The organism is Actinokineospora bangkokensis, from assembly GCF_001940455.1.
In the GTDB taxonomy this organism is placed as follows: domain Bacteria; phylum Actinomycetota; class Actinomycetes; order Mycobacteriales; family Pseudonocardiaceae; genus Actinokineospora; species Actinokineospora bangkokensis.
Genome location: NZ_MKQR01000018.1, coordinates 50689 through 66802 on the forward strand (window position 1 = coordinate 50689; position 16114 = coordinate 66802).

Annotated in this window: 6 protein-coding genes; 1 reads left to right on the forward strand and 5 read right to left on the reverse strand. The window is 71.4% G+C overall.

Annotated elements, in window-relative coordinates; all coding sequences use genetic code 11:
* Nucleotides 1–33: 33 nt before the first annotated feature.
* Both BJP25_RS18635 and BJP25_RS18640 read right to left on the reverse strand, forming a co-directional pair.
* Nucleotides 34–4134 (reverse strand): LamG domain-containing protein, encoded by a 4101-nt coding sequence (locus BJP25_RS18635; protein ID WP_143219171.1) that lies wholly within the window; start codon nt 4132–4134, stop codon nt 34–36.
* Between the two features lie 787 nt (nt 4135–4921).
* The gene (locus tag BJP25_RS18640; protein WP_143219172.1) at nt 4922–5143 is read right to left on the reverse strand and encodes a hypothetical protein; all 222 of its coding nucleotides are present in this window, start codon (nt 5141–5143) and stop codon (nt 4922–4924) included.
* Nucleotides 5144–5289: 146 nt separating this feature from the next.
* On the opposite strand from BJP25_RS18640, the gene BJP25_RS18645 reads away from it, so the two are divergent.
* Nucleotides 5290–6249, forward strand: a complete 960-nt coding sequence (locus tag BJP25_RS18645; protein WP_143219173.1) for a DNA-binding transcriptional response regulator — start codon at nt 5290–5292, stop codon at nt 6247–6249.
* 5 nt (nt 6250–6254) lie between these two features.
* On the opposite strand, the gene BJP25_RS18650 is transcribed toward BJP25_RS18645, so the two are convergent.
* From BJP25_RS18650 to BJP25_RS18660, 3 genes are read right to left on the reverse strand one after another with little or no spacing between them, the layout of a single operon-like run.
* Entirely contained in the window at nt 6255–8717 is a 2463-nt protein-coding gene (locus BJP25_RS18650) for an ATP-binding protein (RefSeq protein ID WP_075976261.1), read from the reverse strand.
* The gene (locus BJP25_RS34235; RefSeq protein ID WP_075976262.1) at nt 8704–12075 is read right to left on the reverse strand and encodes a phospholipase D-like domain-containing protein; all 3372 of its coding nucleotides are present in this window, start codon (nt 12073–12075) and stop codon (nt 8704–8706) included. Before BJP25_RS34235 ends, BJP25_RS18650 begins: the two co-directional genes overlap by 14 nt.
* Nucleotides 12075–15719 carry an AAA domain-containing protein gene (locus BJP25_RS18660; protein WP_143219175.1) on the reverse strand — a complete coding sequence of 1215 codons (3645 nt, stop codon included), beginning with the start codon at nt 15717–15719 and terminating at the stop codon, nt 12075–12077. The genes BJP25_RS34235 and BJP25_RS18660 overlap by 1 nt, the downstream gene beginning before the upstream one ends.
* Nucleotides 15720–16114 lie beyond the last annotated feature (395 nt).

Here is a 16114-nt window from a genome sequence, read left to right on the forward strand (position 1 = left end):
CTCGACTGGTCGTGCCCGTGGGAGGGCCGGGCCTCAGGTGCCCGCCCTGAACAGGGCCCGCGGGTCGTCGGTGGTCTGGTCGTCCTTGATCTGCTTCTCCACGCGCAGCCCCGCGTAGAGCCGGATGCCCGCGAGGCCACCGCGCCACGGTGTCGTCGGGGTGCCGGAGGCGTTGCCCGCCCCGGCCACGACCTGGCCCCAGTTGTTCTGGCTGCTGACCCCGGTCGAGCACCCGGTCACCCCCTGCGCAGCGCCGGAGGACGTCCGCTCGGTGGCTTGGAGCTGGCCGTTGACCCAGAAGCAGGCGGTCTTGGTCGTGGCGTCGTAGCTGCCCGCCAAGTGCGTCCAGAGACCCGTCGGGGCGGCGTCGCTGAACAGCGTGCGCCCGCCGGGACCGGTGATGGTGAACGCCCACCGGCCACCCGCCTCCGAGCGCCGCTCCAGCGCCATCGGCGAGCCGGAGGCGTCGGCGATGGTCACCGCGGTGCCCGTGCCGGTGATGCCGTCGTCGCGCACCCACGCCTCGACCGTGTAGGACTTCGTGGTGTAGAGGAAGTCCGGTCGCGTCCAGGCCACCCGGCCACCGGAACCGGTGAACTCGGTGTAGGCGGCGTCGGCGGTGGCCACCTGCGCGACCGAGCCGCTTGCCGTGGCCGTCGGCGTGCCCAGGCTCCAGGTGCCGTTGGAGTAGGAGCGCCCGGCCAGGCCCGCGACCTGGCTGGCCGTCAGCGCCCGCTGCCACAGCTGCACGTTGTCGATGTCGCCGTTGAACGGGTGCACCGGGTTGCCGCTGAACTCGTAGGCGCCCACGGTCACGTTGCCGGTCGCGTCCCAGGGCACCCCGCCGTAGGACCGCTGGGCGACCAGCACCCCGTCGAGGTACATCAGCAGCTGCTTGGAGTCGTTGTTGTAGACGCCGGTCACCATCGTCCACGTCCCCGTGGTGGTGGCGCTGCCGTCCCGGTACACCCAGTCGGTCGCCGTGGAGCTGGAGTCCTCGCGGTTGAGCCCGAAGATCCAGGCCTGCACGTCGGGCGAGTACCGCAGCTGGAAGCCCGGCCGGGTGGTGCCGGACTGGCCGACGACCGCCTGGTAGCCCTGCAGGCTGCCCAGCTTCACCCACGCCGAGACGGTGAACGACTGGGAGGTGTTGACCGCCCGGGAGGTCGAGTGGCTGAAGCTGCCGGTCGTGCCGTTGTAGCGCAGCGCGGTGCCGGTCTTGCCCGGCACCCACTGGGCGCCGGTGGTGATCATGTTGTTCTCGTAGCCCGCCCCGTTGTTGCTGGAGTCGGCGGTGGTCGTGCCGGTGCCCTCGTCGAACTTCCAGTAGCCCTGCAGCGAGGGCACCGGCGCGGGCACGTAGTCGCCGTCGAACTCGTTGCCGGTGGCACCGGTGGCCAGCTTCGGGCCCGCGCCCTCACCCAGGCCGTAGGCGGCGCGCGGGACGGCGGTGTTGGCCAGGTCGTGCACGTCCTGCGGGGACAGCACCCGCTGCCAGGCCTGGGCGTCGTCGACGGTGCCGGGGAAGTGGTCGACCCGGTTGCCGTTGTACTTGCCCGCGCCGAAGACGAACGGGCCGGTGGCGTTCCACGCCGCGGTCGACCCGGTCGCCGACCCGACCTTGCGGCCGTCGACGTAGAGGGAGACCTGCTTGGCGGGCGCGTCGTAGGTGGCGGTCAGGTGCGTCCAGGTGTTCAGCAGCGGCACCGCCGAGCTGTCCGAGGACGTGGCCACCGTGGCGGCGACGCCGGACTGGTCCGTGGAGGGCATCACGACGGCCCACTTGTTCTGTGTGTGGTTGTACTGCAGGAAGAACGAGCTGACGGAGTTCCCGTCCTGCGACAGCACGGTGTGGAAGGTGTTGGCGTCGGTCATGTACACCCACGCCGCCACCGAGAACGACTGCGCGGTGTTGAGCACCGGTGCCGAGGTCTCCAGGAACCCGGTGGAGGTCAGGAACATCCCGCCCCGGGTGCCGTCCTTGAGGCCCAGTTCGTCGGTCTGGGTCCAGGAGTTGCCCTTGCTCCAGCCCTGCGCCCACGCCGCGTCGCCGCGCAGCGCCAGCGGGTGCGGGGTCTGGCCGGGGTTGAGCGCGCCGACCTGGTCGCTGGCCGAGGTGCCCCAGGTGTCGTCGATCGACCAGGCGCCCTTGAGCAGGGCGGCCGAGGTCAGCGGGGCCACCACGTACGCGCAGGACGCGCCGCTGGCCACCAGGCCGCCCGCGCAGCTCGCGTTGGGCCCGGGGGTCCCCGCCTTGTTCACCGCGCGGACCTTCACCAGGTTCTGCGTGGCGTACACCGCGGTGGTGTTCAGCGCGGCGGTGGCGATCGGCTTGCCCGCGCTGTCGGTGCCCTGCACCGCCGCCACGGACGGGGAGCCCTGGGTCGACGGCTCGCTGCCGTCGGTGGTGTAGACGAACCGGTCGATGTCGTAGAAGCCGCTGGTGGCCATGTCGACCTTCACCGTGAACGCCGCGGTGTCACCCTGGTTCTGCGGGGAGTTGGACGGCGCCAGGACGGGGGCCAGCGGCACGGTGCTGTCCACGGAGAACTCGCAGTCCCAGTCCCACCGCGGCGACTCCCGCTCGCCGTCGGTGACCTTCACCGCCCACTTGTAGATGCCGTCGGCGCCGATCCACCCGGCGGGCACGGTCACCTGCGCCAGCGCCCCCGCGTTGGGGCCCGGGGTGCCGATCCACGGCACCGAGCTGAAGTTGTCGCGGTAGGAGCCGGGGGTGTCCTGGCCGTACGGGCCGCCGCTGGTGGCCACCTTCACCCCGAGCGAGCCGCCGTCGGGGTCGGACACCCAGGCCTGCACGGTCGGGGTCTTGGTGGCGATCCACGGCCGGTTGGCACCCTTGACGCACGGCACGGACCCGCGCTCCATCGCGTGCCCGACGGGGTTGTTGGGCACGGAGTTGTAGTGCACCTCCAGGTAGGGGTTGAGCCCGAACCTGCGCCACGAGTAGGTGTTGCCCTCCTGCTCGCCCTTGAGCAGGAACGTGATGTCGGGCCACCCGCCCGCCGCCGACGAGGTCGCCGCCGCCGTCGCCGGGAACTGCATGGCGACGTTGGCCGCCTGGCCCTGGTTGGTGGTGTTGCTGTTGCCCTGGTAGACCCACCCGCCCGGCTGCGCGTTCCACGTCGTGCCGGGGCCGATCGGGTTCACCAGGTAGAGCTCGGTGGGCTTGGCGTTGGCCGACCCCCACCAGGAGTAGTTCAACGTCGTGTTCAACGTCGCCCACTTGATGTCCTTGCCCGCGATGGCGCTGCTGTTCATGCGCAGGTAGGTGCGGGAGATGCCGGAGGAGTCGGTGGTCTGGTACCCCGACTTCAGGTCGTTGAGCGAACCGCCGGTGGCGTTCCAGTTGGCCGCGTTCGGGTAGCCGGACTGCACCACGGTGTGCGCCGCCTTGCCGCATGCCGAGCAGCTGTAGTCGGGGTCCAGGAACACCGGGTAGGTGGTCGCCGGGTCGTTCAGGAAGGCCTGGTCCGGCACGATCGACACGGTGCCCGCGCCCAGCTCGGTGCCCATCGCCGCGGTGCGGCGGCCCTTGCCCGCGCCCCGGCCGCCGTCGTCACCGGAGTCCCACATCCGGGTGGAGCCGCCGGTGAACACCGGGGCGCCCGCGTCGTCCAGCACCTCCAGGTTCGGCTTGTCGGCGCTCGCCGCACCGGGGACGGCCCGCACCCGGGTGCCCTTGGTGTGCGACCGGAACGACACCTTGCGCAGCGCGGGGTTGCGCGCGGCCTCGGCGCTCTTGACCACCAGGACCTCCGAGAACCCCAGGACGTCCGCGGTCACCCGCAGGTCCACGCCCGGCAGGACCTCGGGGTAGGTGGCGACGGGCCCGTCGAGCCGAGGCACCGGCAGGTCTGACGACCACCCGAGCCCCACCTCCTTGCCCTGGTGGGCCATGCGCACCAGGGGCTTGGCCGCGGAACCCGCACCACCCCCGGAGATCGCCAGGTCCACCGCGGCGGCCCGGGGCGCGATGGTCCCGTCCGACCGCACCACCAGCGTGGTGTCCACCGGCGTCCACCCCGCCCCCGAGCGCACCCGCACCGGCCGCTCGTAGGAGCGCAGGGTGAAGCTGCCATCGGGGTTGGCGACGACCTCCTCGGTCTCGGTCACCTTCCCGCCGACCACCACAGGAGCGCCCGACCGCCGGGCAGCCGCCTGAGCGGACACCTCGTCCACAGCTCCCGTCGCCGCAGCGGGTGCCGCGGTCCGCGTCTCAGCGGACGCGGGCACGACGACACCCACCACCGTCACCGCGGAAGCGCACAGCGCAGCCAGGAGTCCCCTGGACAGGGACGTGCGCATGCCAAGTACAGCCTTCACGTGGAAGCCCCCAGAGCCATCCAGGCCCCATGCGGGACCCATTCGCCAAGACCGGGGAAGTGAAGCACGAATAAAGCGAACGCGTAACTAGCCCATTGGAGTTACCCCGAACACCACGCGACACTGAAACAAGAATCAGTTCGGTAAAAACACACCGCAATATCGAGAAGGCGCCGACAACAGAGACTCCTCGATTTACCCGGCAGCAGGTCATCACTGTGATGACGCTGCGGTAGTCCCAGTAGCAGCGATGGCCCCAGCGCGTCGAGCAACCCGTTTGCGGGGGGTGCGGACCACCGCGAATAGTCCTCGCACGTTGGTGGACACCTGGCGCAGACACCAGATTGGTGTGGGCGTGGACGGCGGGGCAAGTGACCGGCTCCTGATCGGAGTCCCCAGCACCAGAGCCCTTCGGGCTCAAGCCGCGATCGCCCGTGATCAGGCATTCGCCCTCCCAGGCGGCCCACCTGAGTCCCGCGCTCGCGCGGCTGCCGATGATGGCTGCCGTCGTTTTGGGATGTTCCCCGTGGTTGCCCACTGGTCGTCCGACGGCGGAAACCCGCGCAACGGGCCGCCATCACTGGTTCTCGATCTTGACGAGTTCCAGCAGATCACGTCGGACAGCGGCGGGCTTGGCCGCGAAGATGCAGCGCCACAGCAGCGAGGCCGCCACGGGGAGGGCCGTCGCCACCAGTGCGGCGGCGTACAGCCAGGACGACCCGGTGGTGACGGCGGCACCGACCAGGGCAGAGGGGGTAGCCGCGAATGCGGCTCCGGACAAGGCGTGTCGCTTCTTCATGCCCAGAGAGTGCGGCCGCACCGATGACGTCTCGAACGACTTGAGCGGTGACATCCCGGTGACCCCCGCCAGGACCGTCACCGCGGGCGCGCGCGACTGGTCACCAAGCCGTCATCCTCCCTGCTCGGCCTCGTTATGATCACCGCATGCGGGCGCCCCTGTCGAGCGGTTTTCGCGTGGCCATCCTCGGCCCACCGACCGTCCTGCTCCCTGACGGGGAGCGCACGGCCCTGCGCAAGCTCAACGCCGACCTGCTCGTCGCGCTGGCCCTCGCGGGCCCGGCGGGGCGGACGAAGGCGTGGTTGCACGAGGCGATCTGGGGCCCGCAGGAGAGCAACCACGTGGCCAAGGCCGTCAGCAGGTTGCGGCGGATCGTCGATGTCGCGTCCCCCCCGGCGGGCGGCCCGTACGTGCTCAAGGTGGATGTGGCGGAGATCGACGCGTGGGCGTTCCGGAGCGGGGTTGACGAGCTGACAGCGGGGTCGGCGGTCGAGGAGGTCGATGCGCTGCTCGGGATGTGGCGGGGCAACCCCGCGGACAACCAGTTGGCCATCCGGGCGGGGGCGTGGGTGGAGGTGATGTCCGCCAGGAACCGGTTGGTCGACCACGTCCTCGGCATGACCAGCGGCGCACGGGCGGGGTTGACCCGGTGGGCGGCGTTCTGCGAGGTGTTCCACCGGGAGTCGGGGCGCTGGTCGGGCGCGTCAGCCGCGCGACCGGACCGCAAACGGGTCCTGGTGGTCGACGACCTGATCGGGCAGAGCGTGGCACTGGTCCTCGGGGCTCGCTACGACTGCCACGTGGTGGAGTCGATCGCGCAGTGGAACACGATGGTGCGGGAGCAGCACCCGCTCGACTTCGCCTGCGCGCTGGTCGACCGCCACCTCACCGACGGCATGGCCGACGCCTACGGCGAAGCCGTCGTGCGAGACCTGCGCGCGCTGCGACCGGGCATGCCGATCGCCTTCATGTCGGCGGGGCTCCCGCACGGCGACCTGGACAACATCAAACTCCGGCTGGGCGTGGACAGCGTGATCATCAAGGCGAACGACGAGCACGGCCCGCTGACCGACCTGCTGGACACCGTCGACCGCCTGACCAGGTGATGTGGTCAGTCCGCCAGCGGTAGCCAGATCGCCACGTGGGCGCCGCCGAGGCTCGACCGGGTGCCGAGCACCTTTAGGCGGCCCCGGCTCGCCTGCAGGTTGCGCTGGACCAGCCGCAGCCCCTCCCCGCCGGGCATCCCGGCGCGGTGGCGCGCGTGGTCCAACTCGACCCTGGGGACGTTGCCGAAGCCAGGGCCGCTGTCCTCGATGTCGACCACCGCGAACCGCTCCACCGCGTCGGTGCGGTGGCGCACGGTGACGCGCACGACGCGGCGGGGCGAGTCCGCGCCGCGCATGGCCTGCTCGGCGTTGTGCAGCAGGTCGACCACGGCCAGCCGGACGAGCAGTTCGACGGCGTGGACGACGGCGTGGCCGTCGGTGTGGTCGACCAGGGTCACCGCCATCCGCCCGGCGGCCTTCTCCACCTCCACCTGGACCGCGACCAGGTCGATGAGGTCGACGTCGGTGGCGCGCAGCAGCGAGTTGACGTCGTGGCGCTCGATGGCCTCGACCTGCGCGATGAGCTCGTGGTGCGTGGCTATCCTGCGCTCGAGCCGCTGGCGCCTGGTCGGCTCGCTGGTGCGGCCGAGCTCCTCCTCCAGCAGGCCCAGGGAGTACTCGTAGCCGCTGCGGACGTGCCGGTTCTGCCGCTCGGTGCGGGCCAGCAGGACCAATCGCGCGTGTTCTTCGACCTCGTCGACATCCCGGTGCAACCGGTGCAGCTCCGCCACCGCCCACGACGTGAGGTGCTCCCCGGCGAGCAGGGTCACCAATCCCTGACCCGGCAGCCCGATCTCGGTGCCGGGCAGGGCGAGACCGACGTCCTCCAACCTGAGCACGGCCGCGTCGACGTCGAGCCGCGCCTGGTCGAGGTACCACTCCGGGGCGCGGCCCCAGTCGCGCTCGTACTCCACCATGAACTGCAGGGTCAGCTGCTCCACCTCGTGGTCCAGCTCGCCGTGCGGAACCCGGTCGCGCCCGAGGCGAGCGGCGCAGAGCAGCAGCGCGGCGCACACCACCCCCGCCGCCCGGTCGTCGACCAGCGGTGCGAACACCGCCGCGCGCACGGCCTCCACCGAGTCGACGTCCGACCGCAGCTCGGTCAGGTCGTCGTGGGTGAGCCTGCCCGGCCTGCGCACGACCTGGCTGAGCTTGCGCAGCACCGCGGCCAGGGCGGCGGGCACCTCGGCGGTGTAGTACATCACCATGTCCGGCACCTCGGGCGAGGCGCGCAGCCCCAACAGGTCGAACACCCACAGCAGGGTGGCGCGGACAGCGGCGCGGTCATCCAGGCTCTCGTCGAGCGGGCGCACCACCCGGTCGAAGGACAGCTGGGCGCAGACGGCGCGGAGAACGTTGATCTTGCGCCACCTCGGGGTCGGCGCCCGGCCCGCGAGATCACGTTCCATCAACCGGAACAGCAACCGCGGCTCCAGCCGGGCCACGCCGTCCGGCGCCTCGCCGCCCCCCGCGGTGTCCAACCACAGCACCGTGCTCCCGTCCGGAACCGGGGCGTCCGGACCGATGTGCAGCGGCAGGCTCCTCGGCAGCGCCAGCCAGTCCAGGCCGAAGTCGTGGAAACCGTGGAGCGCCACCGTGAACCCCTGCCCGGCCCTGGTGACGCGGTGCTTGATCGGGGACTCCTCGACCGCGCCGTCGAGCGCGTCGGCCAACTCCAGTGCGGACCGCTCGTCCACGGCCTCGTGGACAGCGGCCAGGGCCGCGATCAACCGACGCCCCGGCTCGTCGACGGGCAGGTGCAGCTCGAAATCAGGGGGCGCCTTCTCCACGCCGGTGAACCACCTCAGCACCAGCGGGTCGGAGAACCGCCCGTACTCCCACCGAGGCGGGTTGGCCACGGCGGTCGGGTTGCCCCGCCAGGACTCGGTGTCGAGGTCGGTGACGATCCGCTGGGCGACCGCGTACTCCCCGGCCTCCAGGCACGCTTTCGCGCCCGCTCGCCGTTCGGCGTCGAGACCGTCGAACCCCGCCTCGATGCTCGCGCGCAGCTCCGAGGTCAGGCTGTCGAGCTGTGCCCGGAATTCCTCCAGCGCGGCCTTGGCCTCGCTCTCGGAGTCCTCGACGAGGGCTGCCCAGGGCTGCTCGGCCTCGGACAACCCCAGCGCCCGGGCCCTGATCTCCAGCCGGTGGGCCAGTGGTCGCAGCTCGGCGCGGACCCCCGCGACCCGGCGGTGGACCCGGCCGGTCAGCTCGGCGGTCTCCTCAGCGGAAAGGCCGAGCCCGGGCAGGGCCAGCATCCGCTTGGCGGCCGCGAAGTCCCCGCTGTCGATCAGCCGCTGCACGCCGTCACCCACATCGGCCACCGGCCGGAGCAGGTCATCGAGCAACGCCTCGGCCGCATCGGCGTCAACCCCGTTCGCGGCGACGGCGAACAGCCGCGGCCGCCGCCACGCCGCCCTCGCCTGCCCGGCCACCTCCGCCAGGAGTCGCTCGTCAGCCCCGCTCACGGATCCCCCAATCGAGGATGTCCTTCATCGAATCCAACGCGTGGTCGGTCAGGTGGCGCTCGGGGGCCGGGTGCGAGGCCAGGTCGGCGCGCAGGTGAGACCACAGGTCGGCCAGCGCGACGGCGAACGGGCGCGTCACCTCGACCTGGTGCCTGCCCTCGGCCGAGTTGCCGGTGGCGAACGCGGCGACGACCTGCGCAGCATCCCGCACAGCGCTGAGGCGGTTCAGGTAGGCCCACCGCTTGGTGCTGTGGATCGTGTTCTTCTTGTGCCCGATCGCCACCACACCCGCCGACGTCCTGTCGAGGAACGCGGGCAGGTTCCCCACTTCGGGCCGCTGGACCCACTCCGCGGCGGCCGTGAGGTCCCTGCGGTCGATGATGTCCTGGAGATGCCCGAACAGGCCGTTGGGGTGGAACAGGCGACCGTGGGTCTTGATGCCGACCTCGAAGGTGAAGAGCACCTGGGCCGCGGCCGCCTGCGCCTCGGCCGCCGCCTCCCACGCCTCGGCCAGTGCGCTCTCGCGCCTGTGCTTGAGCAGCTCGACGCGCGCCAGGGCAGCGGCGCCCGGGTCGTCCACGGCGGGCGGCAGGTCCACGACGGCCCTGGCCAACCTGCGCCAGCACCTCGCCATGCCCTCGGTCCCCTCCAGCGAGCGCAGCACCTCCCGCAGCTCGTGCGCGACATCCGCCCGGACCACCGACCGCGGCCCGCCCGGCCAGGCCAACACCTGGGAGGTGGCGTGGGCGATGAGCGCTGCGGCGACGGCGGGGGTCAGGTCGTCCTCCACCGCGGCGGTCGACAGCGCCTCCGCGACCCAGTCCGTCCCGGCAGCGGCCCCCGCGAAGCACAACGCCTCCGGCAGGGGGGAAGCAGGCTGGGACAGCCGCAGCACCCACGCCTCCACGAAGCGGCGCTCGGCCCACAGGTCCTCGATGAGCCAGTGGGCCCACTGGACCAGGTCTTGCGGGACCGCCGCGAGGCGACCCCGCAGAGCCGCCGCCGTGACCAGGCGCAGGACATCGGTGCTCGCTCCGACGACCCGCAGTTCCGACAACAACGTCGCCGGGCTCGACCCCGCCCCCACCGCGTCGACGACCAGGTCGGCCCTCGCCGCCGGGTCGGTGCAGGCGTCCAGCTCCGCCAGCAATCGATGACCACGCGTGCTGACGCCGTCGAGCGCGGGGACGGTCCGGCGACGGGGTGCCACGGAGACCCCGCCCAGTTCGGCGGCGACGCGGCTCGCCACGTCCCCGCCGGAGATCCGCACGCTCAACTCAGCGGGCAGCCTCCGGCCGGGTCCGGCGCTGTGGAAGCCCTCGTGGGCCAGGAAGTCGAAGCTGCCGATGACGGCGTCGTCATCGCAGACCAGTGCTCGTGACGTGGCCTCGACCCTGCGCGAGCGCAGCAGCGCCGACGACCCCTCGGCGGCCGCGGCCAGTTCCAGCCTGGCGTCGTCGGAGCCCTTTTCCACGTACCTGTGGAACACGTCCACGCGGGTGCCCAAGGCCACCCGCTCGCGAACCAGGTCCAGCAGCCGCTTGTTCACGACCTTCGACGACAGCCGCTCCCCGGAGACCACCACCTGCCGGGTCGCGGCGCGGAGGCCGTCCCAGAACGCGTCCCGGTGCCCGGTGTCCTCGACGAGGGTGGCCGAGGGCAGCGTCCGCCCGGCCAGCACCCTCGTCACCTCGGTGGTGCACCGGCGCCAGGCCAGTGCCCATGCCCTGGCCGTGGCATCGGCGGCGGTGACGTCCTGGTCGAGCGGGGTGGGCAGGGGCAGCCAGGTGAGGCCCGCCGAGGCGGGGGGCGGGGGGTCGGGGCGGAAGTCCCTCGTGCGGAAGCGGACCGCTGCGGCGGTCACCGCGTCGGGGGCGGCCGTGCGGGCCCAGCGCAGCAGCTCCCCGGCGAACTGGCAGGTGCCGGACCCCGACGCGGAGATGACGGCGGCGAGGTGGTCGGCTCCCCTGTCGAGCTTGCCGAGGAAGGAGTACCCGCCGAGGAGGGCGGTGTGGTCGTCGGCGACCACGAAGTTCGCGTTCACGTTCGAGGGCTTGCGCGCCACCAGCACGTTCGAGTCGTTGAGGTGGTGGTCGGCCGCCCGCAGCCGGAGTTCCTGGAACGCGTTGTCCACCCTGTCGTCGGCGGCCTCCGCGCGCCGCCGGTTCCACAGGAGCACGAGCTGGACACCGTGCAGCACGGCGTCCTGGAGCGCGGGCAGCAGGTCGGCCACGCCCTCGTAGCGCAGGGAGGAGACCACGATGACCAGCTGCCGCTCGGCGCGGCGGATGACCGAGCGCACCGCCTCGCGGTGGTCGGCGCACGAGCGCACCAGGTCGACCTGGACCTCCCCGTCCACGCGGGCGGCGATTTGGTTCCTGGTGGTGGCGATGGCGTCTTCCAGCTGCTGGTGCAGCGCGGTCCTCGTTCCTGCCGCGGCGGTCTGCGCGTCCTCGGTCAGGGCGAGCAGCTTGTCGATGCTCCGGTCGAGCGACGGGGGATCGGCCAACCTGGACTCCGCGGTCCCGCGCACCTTGGCGGCGAAGGCGTGCCGCGGGCGCTGCTGGATGAACTGGCCGAGGAGCCTGCCGATCCGCTGGTACTGCGCGGCGCTGCGGAAGGAGTCCTCCGCGGCGGTCACCCGCAGGTCACCGCTCACCGGGTCCTCGCGGGCGGTGATGTCGATCGGGAACCACGCCCTCCTGACCGCAGCGGGTGCGAGGGCCGCGGGGACGATCCTGGTCTCCAGGACGCGCTGGGCGCGCCCCTGCGGCTTGGCAGGCTCGTCCGGGGACGACCGGTCGAGCCTGCGCTCGCGCAGCAGCTCCTCCACAGCGCGCACGACGGCACCGCCGCTCACCTTGTCGACGGTGGCGTTGAACAGGCGATCACCGGGCACGACCACGTCGCGGCTCGGCGGGTGGGAGTAGCCCGCCCGCCCGGTGAGGTGGCCGCTGACGCGGTCGAACCACAGGTCGACGGTCTCCAGCGTGTACTCGCCACCCTCCAGCTCGCGCTCACCGCCTGCTTGGAAGATCCGCACGATGTCCGGCGTCGGCGCGACCAAGCCGCGGTAGAGGTCGAGGCTGACGTACTCGCGCCGCCAGAGGTCGAAGATCAGGTCGAGGGTCATCCGCTCGCCCAGGTTGAACCGGTCCACCAGGGTGCTCAGCCCTATGCCCGCGCGCTCGGCGGGCACCGCCGCCCGCTCGGTCTCCCCCGGCTCCCGCCTGGACAGCCACAGCAGCACGATCCCGCGCAGCACCGAGGTCTCGATCCTGGACAGCTCCGTGCCGTACCCGAGCCGGATGCGGACCTGGACGGACTCGTACGGGAGGAACACCCGGATGCCGGGCATCAGATCGCCTCCGGGTCATCGGCGGGCACCACGGTGCCGAATCGCTCGACGAGGGCGCACACGTCCGACCACATGGGACCGCCGTGGTCGTGGAAGTGCTGGAAGGCGCCCACGATGACCAGGTGTTCGCGGGCGCGGGAGAACAGCACGTTGACCAGCTCCGGCTCGTGCAGGTGCCCGATGTTGGCCCAGGGGCGGTCAGCGGAGTCCGGCCTGGCCCGGTCGCGCACCAGCGACACCACGACGACGTTGGCCTCGCGCCCTTGGAAGGCGTGGATGGTCGAGACGTGCGGGCGGGTCTCAGCCCAGGAGTTGAACTGCTCCACCTGCCTGCGGTAGGGGGTGAGCACGGCGATGGGGTGGTCGCCGTACCCGTGGCGGCCGCGCGCGGGCTCAGGGCTGAGCGACCTGAGGAAGGACCGCACGACCTGGACCTCGCCCGGGTTCTGCCAGGCCGGTTGCTCCGCGCAGGAGGGCACGGCGCTGGTGTCGAGCCAGACGACCGAGCGCCGTGCCGCGACCCGCGGGTGGCGCAGCACGGGAACGTCATCGCGGCCGGTGGCCAGCATGCCCTCGGCGTCGAGGTCGACGTGCCCGTCGGAGCCCGCCTGCTCCACCGGGTAGAAGGCCCTGCTGACGATCTCGCAGATGTCCGGTCGCATCCGGTACTGGGTCCGCAGGGTGTGCCGGGGCGGTCGTGCGACGGGCTTGGGCCCGTCGACGAAGAGGTTGCCGAAGAGGTCGAACACCTTGACGTAGTCGTCCTTGCGGTTCCCGTGCACCAGCAGGTCGTCGTCGGTCGAGGCCGCGCAGCGGTCCAGGAACTGCACGATCTCCCGCCTGCGGTGCGCAGGCAGCTGCCGGTGGTCGCCGACCAGCGCCCACCGGGTGCCGCGGCTCAGCGGGATCGCCAGCTCGGTGGGCCAGGCCTTGGCGGCCTCCTCGATGACGACCAGGTCGAAGATGTCGGTGGCCGCCGAGCGCTCGAGCGCCGACGGGGTCGCCGACGAGCAGGTGGCGAAGACCAGGTTCGCGGCCCGCTGCACCCGGTCGATCAGCTCGGGCAGGCCGTCGCGGATCGCCGCCTCCCACCCGCTGAGCAGCAGCGGGGTGCCGATGTCGTTCTCCGCCTCCGCCTCCGCCAGGAGTTCCCTGGTGCGCTTGAGGATGTCGCCCTGGCGCAGTTCGGCCAGGTTGTTGATCAGGAACGGCGCGATCGCGCTGTCGACCTTGTCCTCGCCGCGGATCCCCGTGGCGCGCACGGCGATCACGTCCTGGGCCCCTCTCGCCGTGGACCCCGACCCGTTGAGCAGCCCCAGCTTGCCGAGCAGCCGTTCGGCGATGTTGTCGAGGGCGAAGTTCGACTGGGTGGACACCAGCACCCTGGCGCCTGGTTCGCGGTTGAGGTAGCTGACCACGGCGTCCGAGGTGGTCTCGGTCTTCCCCGTGCCCGGGGGGCCCTGCAGGGCGAACAGCGGTTCCGTCCGGCCGAGCGCGTCGGCCACCTCCGCGTTGGTGCTGCGCTTGGTCAGCGCGGGCGGGTTCATCGCGTTCGGCCTGGCGAGCTGGTCGACGAGGAGCCTGTTGCCCAGCAGCTCCCACTTGGCCTGGTCCTGGCGGTTGAGCGCCACCCAGGAGCCGAAGTCGTCGGAGAGGCTGATCCACCCGCGCTCGGGGATCCGCGCGCTGCGCTTGCCCGCGACCACCTCGACCATCTCGCTCTTGGCCTGGACGCAGTCGCCCACGAAGGAGGGTGTCCTCGCGGGTACGCCCCTGTCGTCGGCCCGCAGCGACACGGTCACCGTGCCGTCCTCGTTGCTGGCGCCCGCGAAGAAGTCGCCCATCGGCGGGCGCAGGTTCGTCTCGTTGGCGAACTGGGTCGCGAACGCCGAGCTGTGCCGCCAGCGCTTGTCGCGCTGCTCGTCGAAGCGCAGCAGCACGCGGTCGCGCTCGCCCGCGCCCTCGGCGACGTAGGGGTACTGGCGGGACTCCAGCTCGGTCCGCTGGAACTGGAGCAGCCAGTCGAACGCCTGGGTGTAGGTGCGCTCGTTCTTCGTCAGCGGCGCCGCGTCCCGGACCGCGGCGAACAGCGGCAGCCACGACGGCCTGCCGTCGAGCTCAGCGGCCATCTCGTCGACGTCGATCGTGGAGGCCACCACGTCGATCACCGGCGCCAGCCGTTGCTTGCGGGCCTTCTTCACCGCCACCCGCAAGCTGCGACCACGAGAGGTGTTGAGGTTGATGACGAACGCGGCCAGCAGCGCCCTCGGGTCGGGCTTGCCCATCCGCCCCCGGCCGCGCTCCGGGGACCACGGGCGGCAGAACCACGCGTTCTCCGTCCCGAGGAGGACGTGCTCGGCGGCGCGCAGCTTGTCCGGGTCCTGCCCGGCCAGGAAGGACACGGCGCCACCGGGGATGTGCAGGACCCGGGCTCCGCGCAGGTCGGAGAGGATGAACTCGGCGGTCTCCACGAGCCCTTCCTCCGAGGCGGGGTCGTTGTCGATCTGCTCCCACTTCAGCAGGGTGTCGCGGCACTCCTCCGGCATGAACACCATCAGGTACGGGGTGCCGTTGTACTCGGTCTCCGCGGTGAGCTGCTCGTAGTGGTCGCTGAGCCTGCCGACGACATCGATCGCACTGGGGCGCGTGGTGACCGAGTCCCACTCGGTCATGTCGCGCAGCAGGGCCGCCAGCGGACCCGGCAGCACCTGCACCGCCTTGCGCAGGTGGCTGTTGACCGCCCGCGACGCCACCAGCAACCGCTCCTGGTCCGGTCCTCGGTCCGGTCCCGAGGTCATGGCCTCGGCGACACCCGCGATCAGCTCCGGTGGGATCGGACCGGTCATCCACTCCGCGACCATCATCCCCAGGCCGTAGATGTCCGACCGGTGGTCCTCCAGCCGAGCGCCCTCGACCAGCAGGAACGTGATCCGCTCCGGGGAGAAGTAGGCCAGCGCGTCGGCCCCCTGCGCCACCGTCAGCAGCCTGGCCTGCCTGGCCCGCTCCCCGGCGTCGAGCAGCGTCGAGCGCAGCAGGTTGGACACCAGGCTGCTCATCTCGAAGCGGGTGAGCACCAACTGGATGCCGTCCTCGGTCCTGACCTGCCCGATCGTGCCGGGCCAGATGTTGCGGTGCACGATCCCCATGTCGTGCAGCACCGAGAGCGCGTCCGCCAGCGCCATGAACTGGCCCACCGTGTCAGCGCGGTTGACGCTGAGGTCGTTGATGATCGTCTCGTTCAGCCCGGCCCGCATCCCCTCCTCGGGGTCGGACTCCTCGAAGAGTTGATCAAGCCCCCCGGAGCGGGTGATGACGAACGCGCACCCCTGCACACCGAACGGCGCCGTCACCGCCTCGTCGATGTAACCGCCGTCGACGAACTCCGGCAGCGCGGGGTGGCGCAGCGACGCCACCCGCTGGAGAACGCGCCACTCCTGGTTCCACAGGCCCTCGCCCGCTTCGGAGACGCCCAGGTAGAACTGCACGGTGACAGCCTGCTTCGTCCCGCGGTCAACGAGCCGGTAGCGGTAGACGGTGTCGCTCAGCAGCTCGACCCCGGTCGCGCGCGTTGCCGTCCCCGGCACCTTGTACGAACCGTAGGCCGAGTCCTGCGCGCAGAAGACCTCGGAGACGAGCCTGTCCATGTCAGCCAGCAACGTCGACACCCACTTGCCCACCCGCCCCTTGAAGATCGACTGTAACCCAGATCGTCCTCGACCCCCACCCCGTTACCGAGAATGGACTTGATGCCCAAACCTCGTCGCCGCGTTGAGCGCGCGGCAAAACGTCAACGCAGACCATTCCCCGCCATCAGCACAACCTCCTGCTCACACAATCCGAAAAGCACGAAAAATTCATGCGAGGAGCCATGGCTGAATCCCCAACAAGATTGACCGGGTCGTCGTCGTGGCAATTCGTTAGGATGTGATCATCGCGGCCACCGGAGCGCGGCCGGAGCTGCGTGGGCGCACTGCGATCAACAGCTATAGCGTGGTCACACTCCCTCTCGCCCCAATAGGGACAACAGTAAGCACGCACT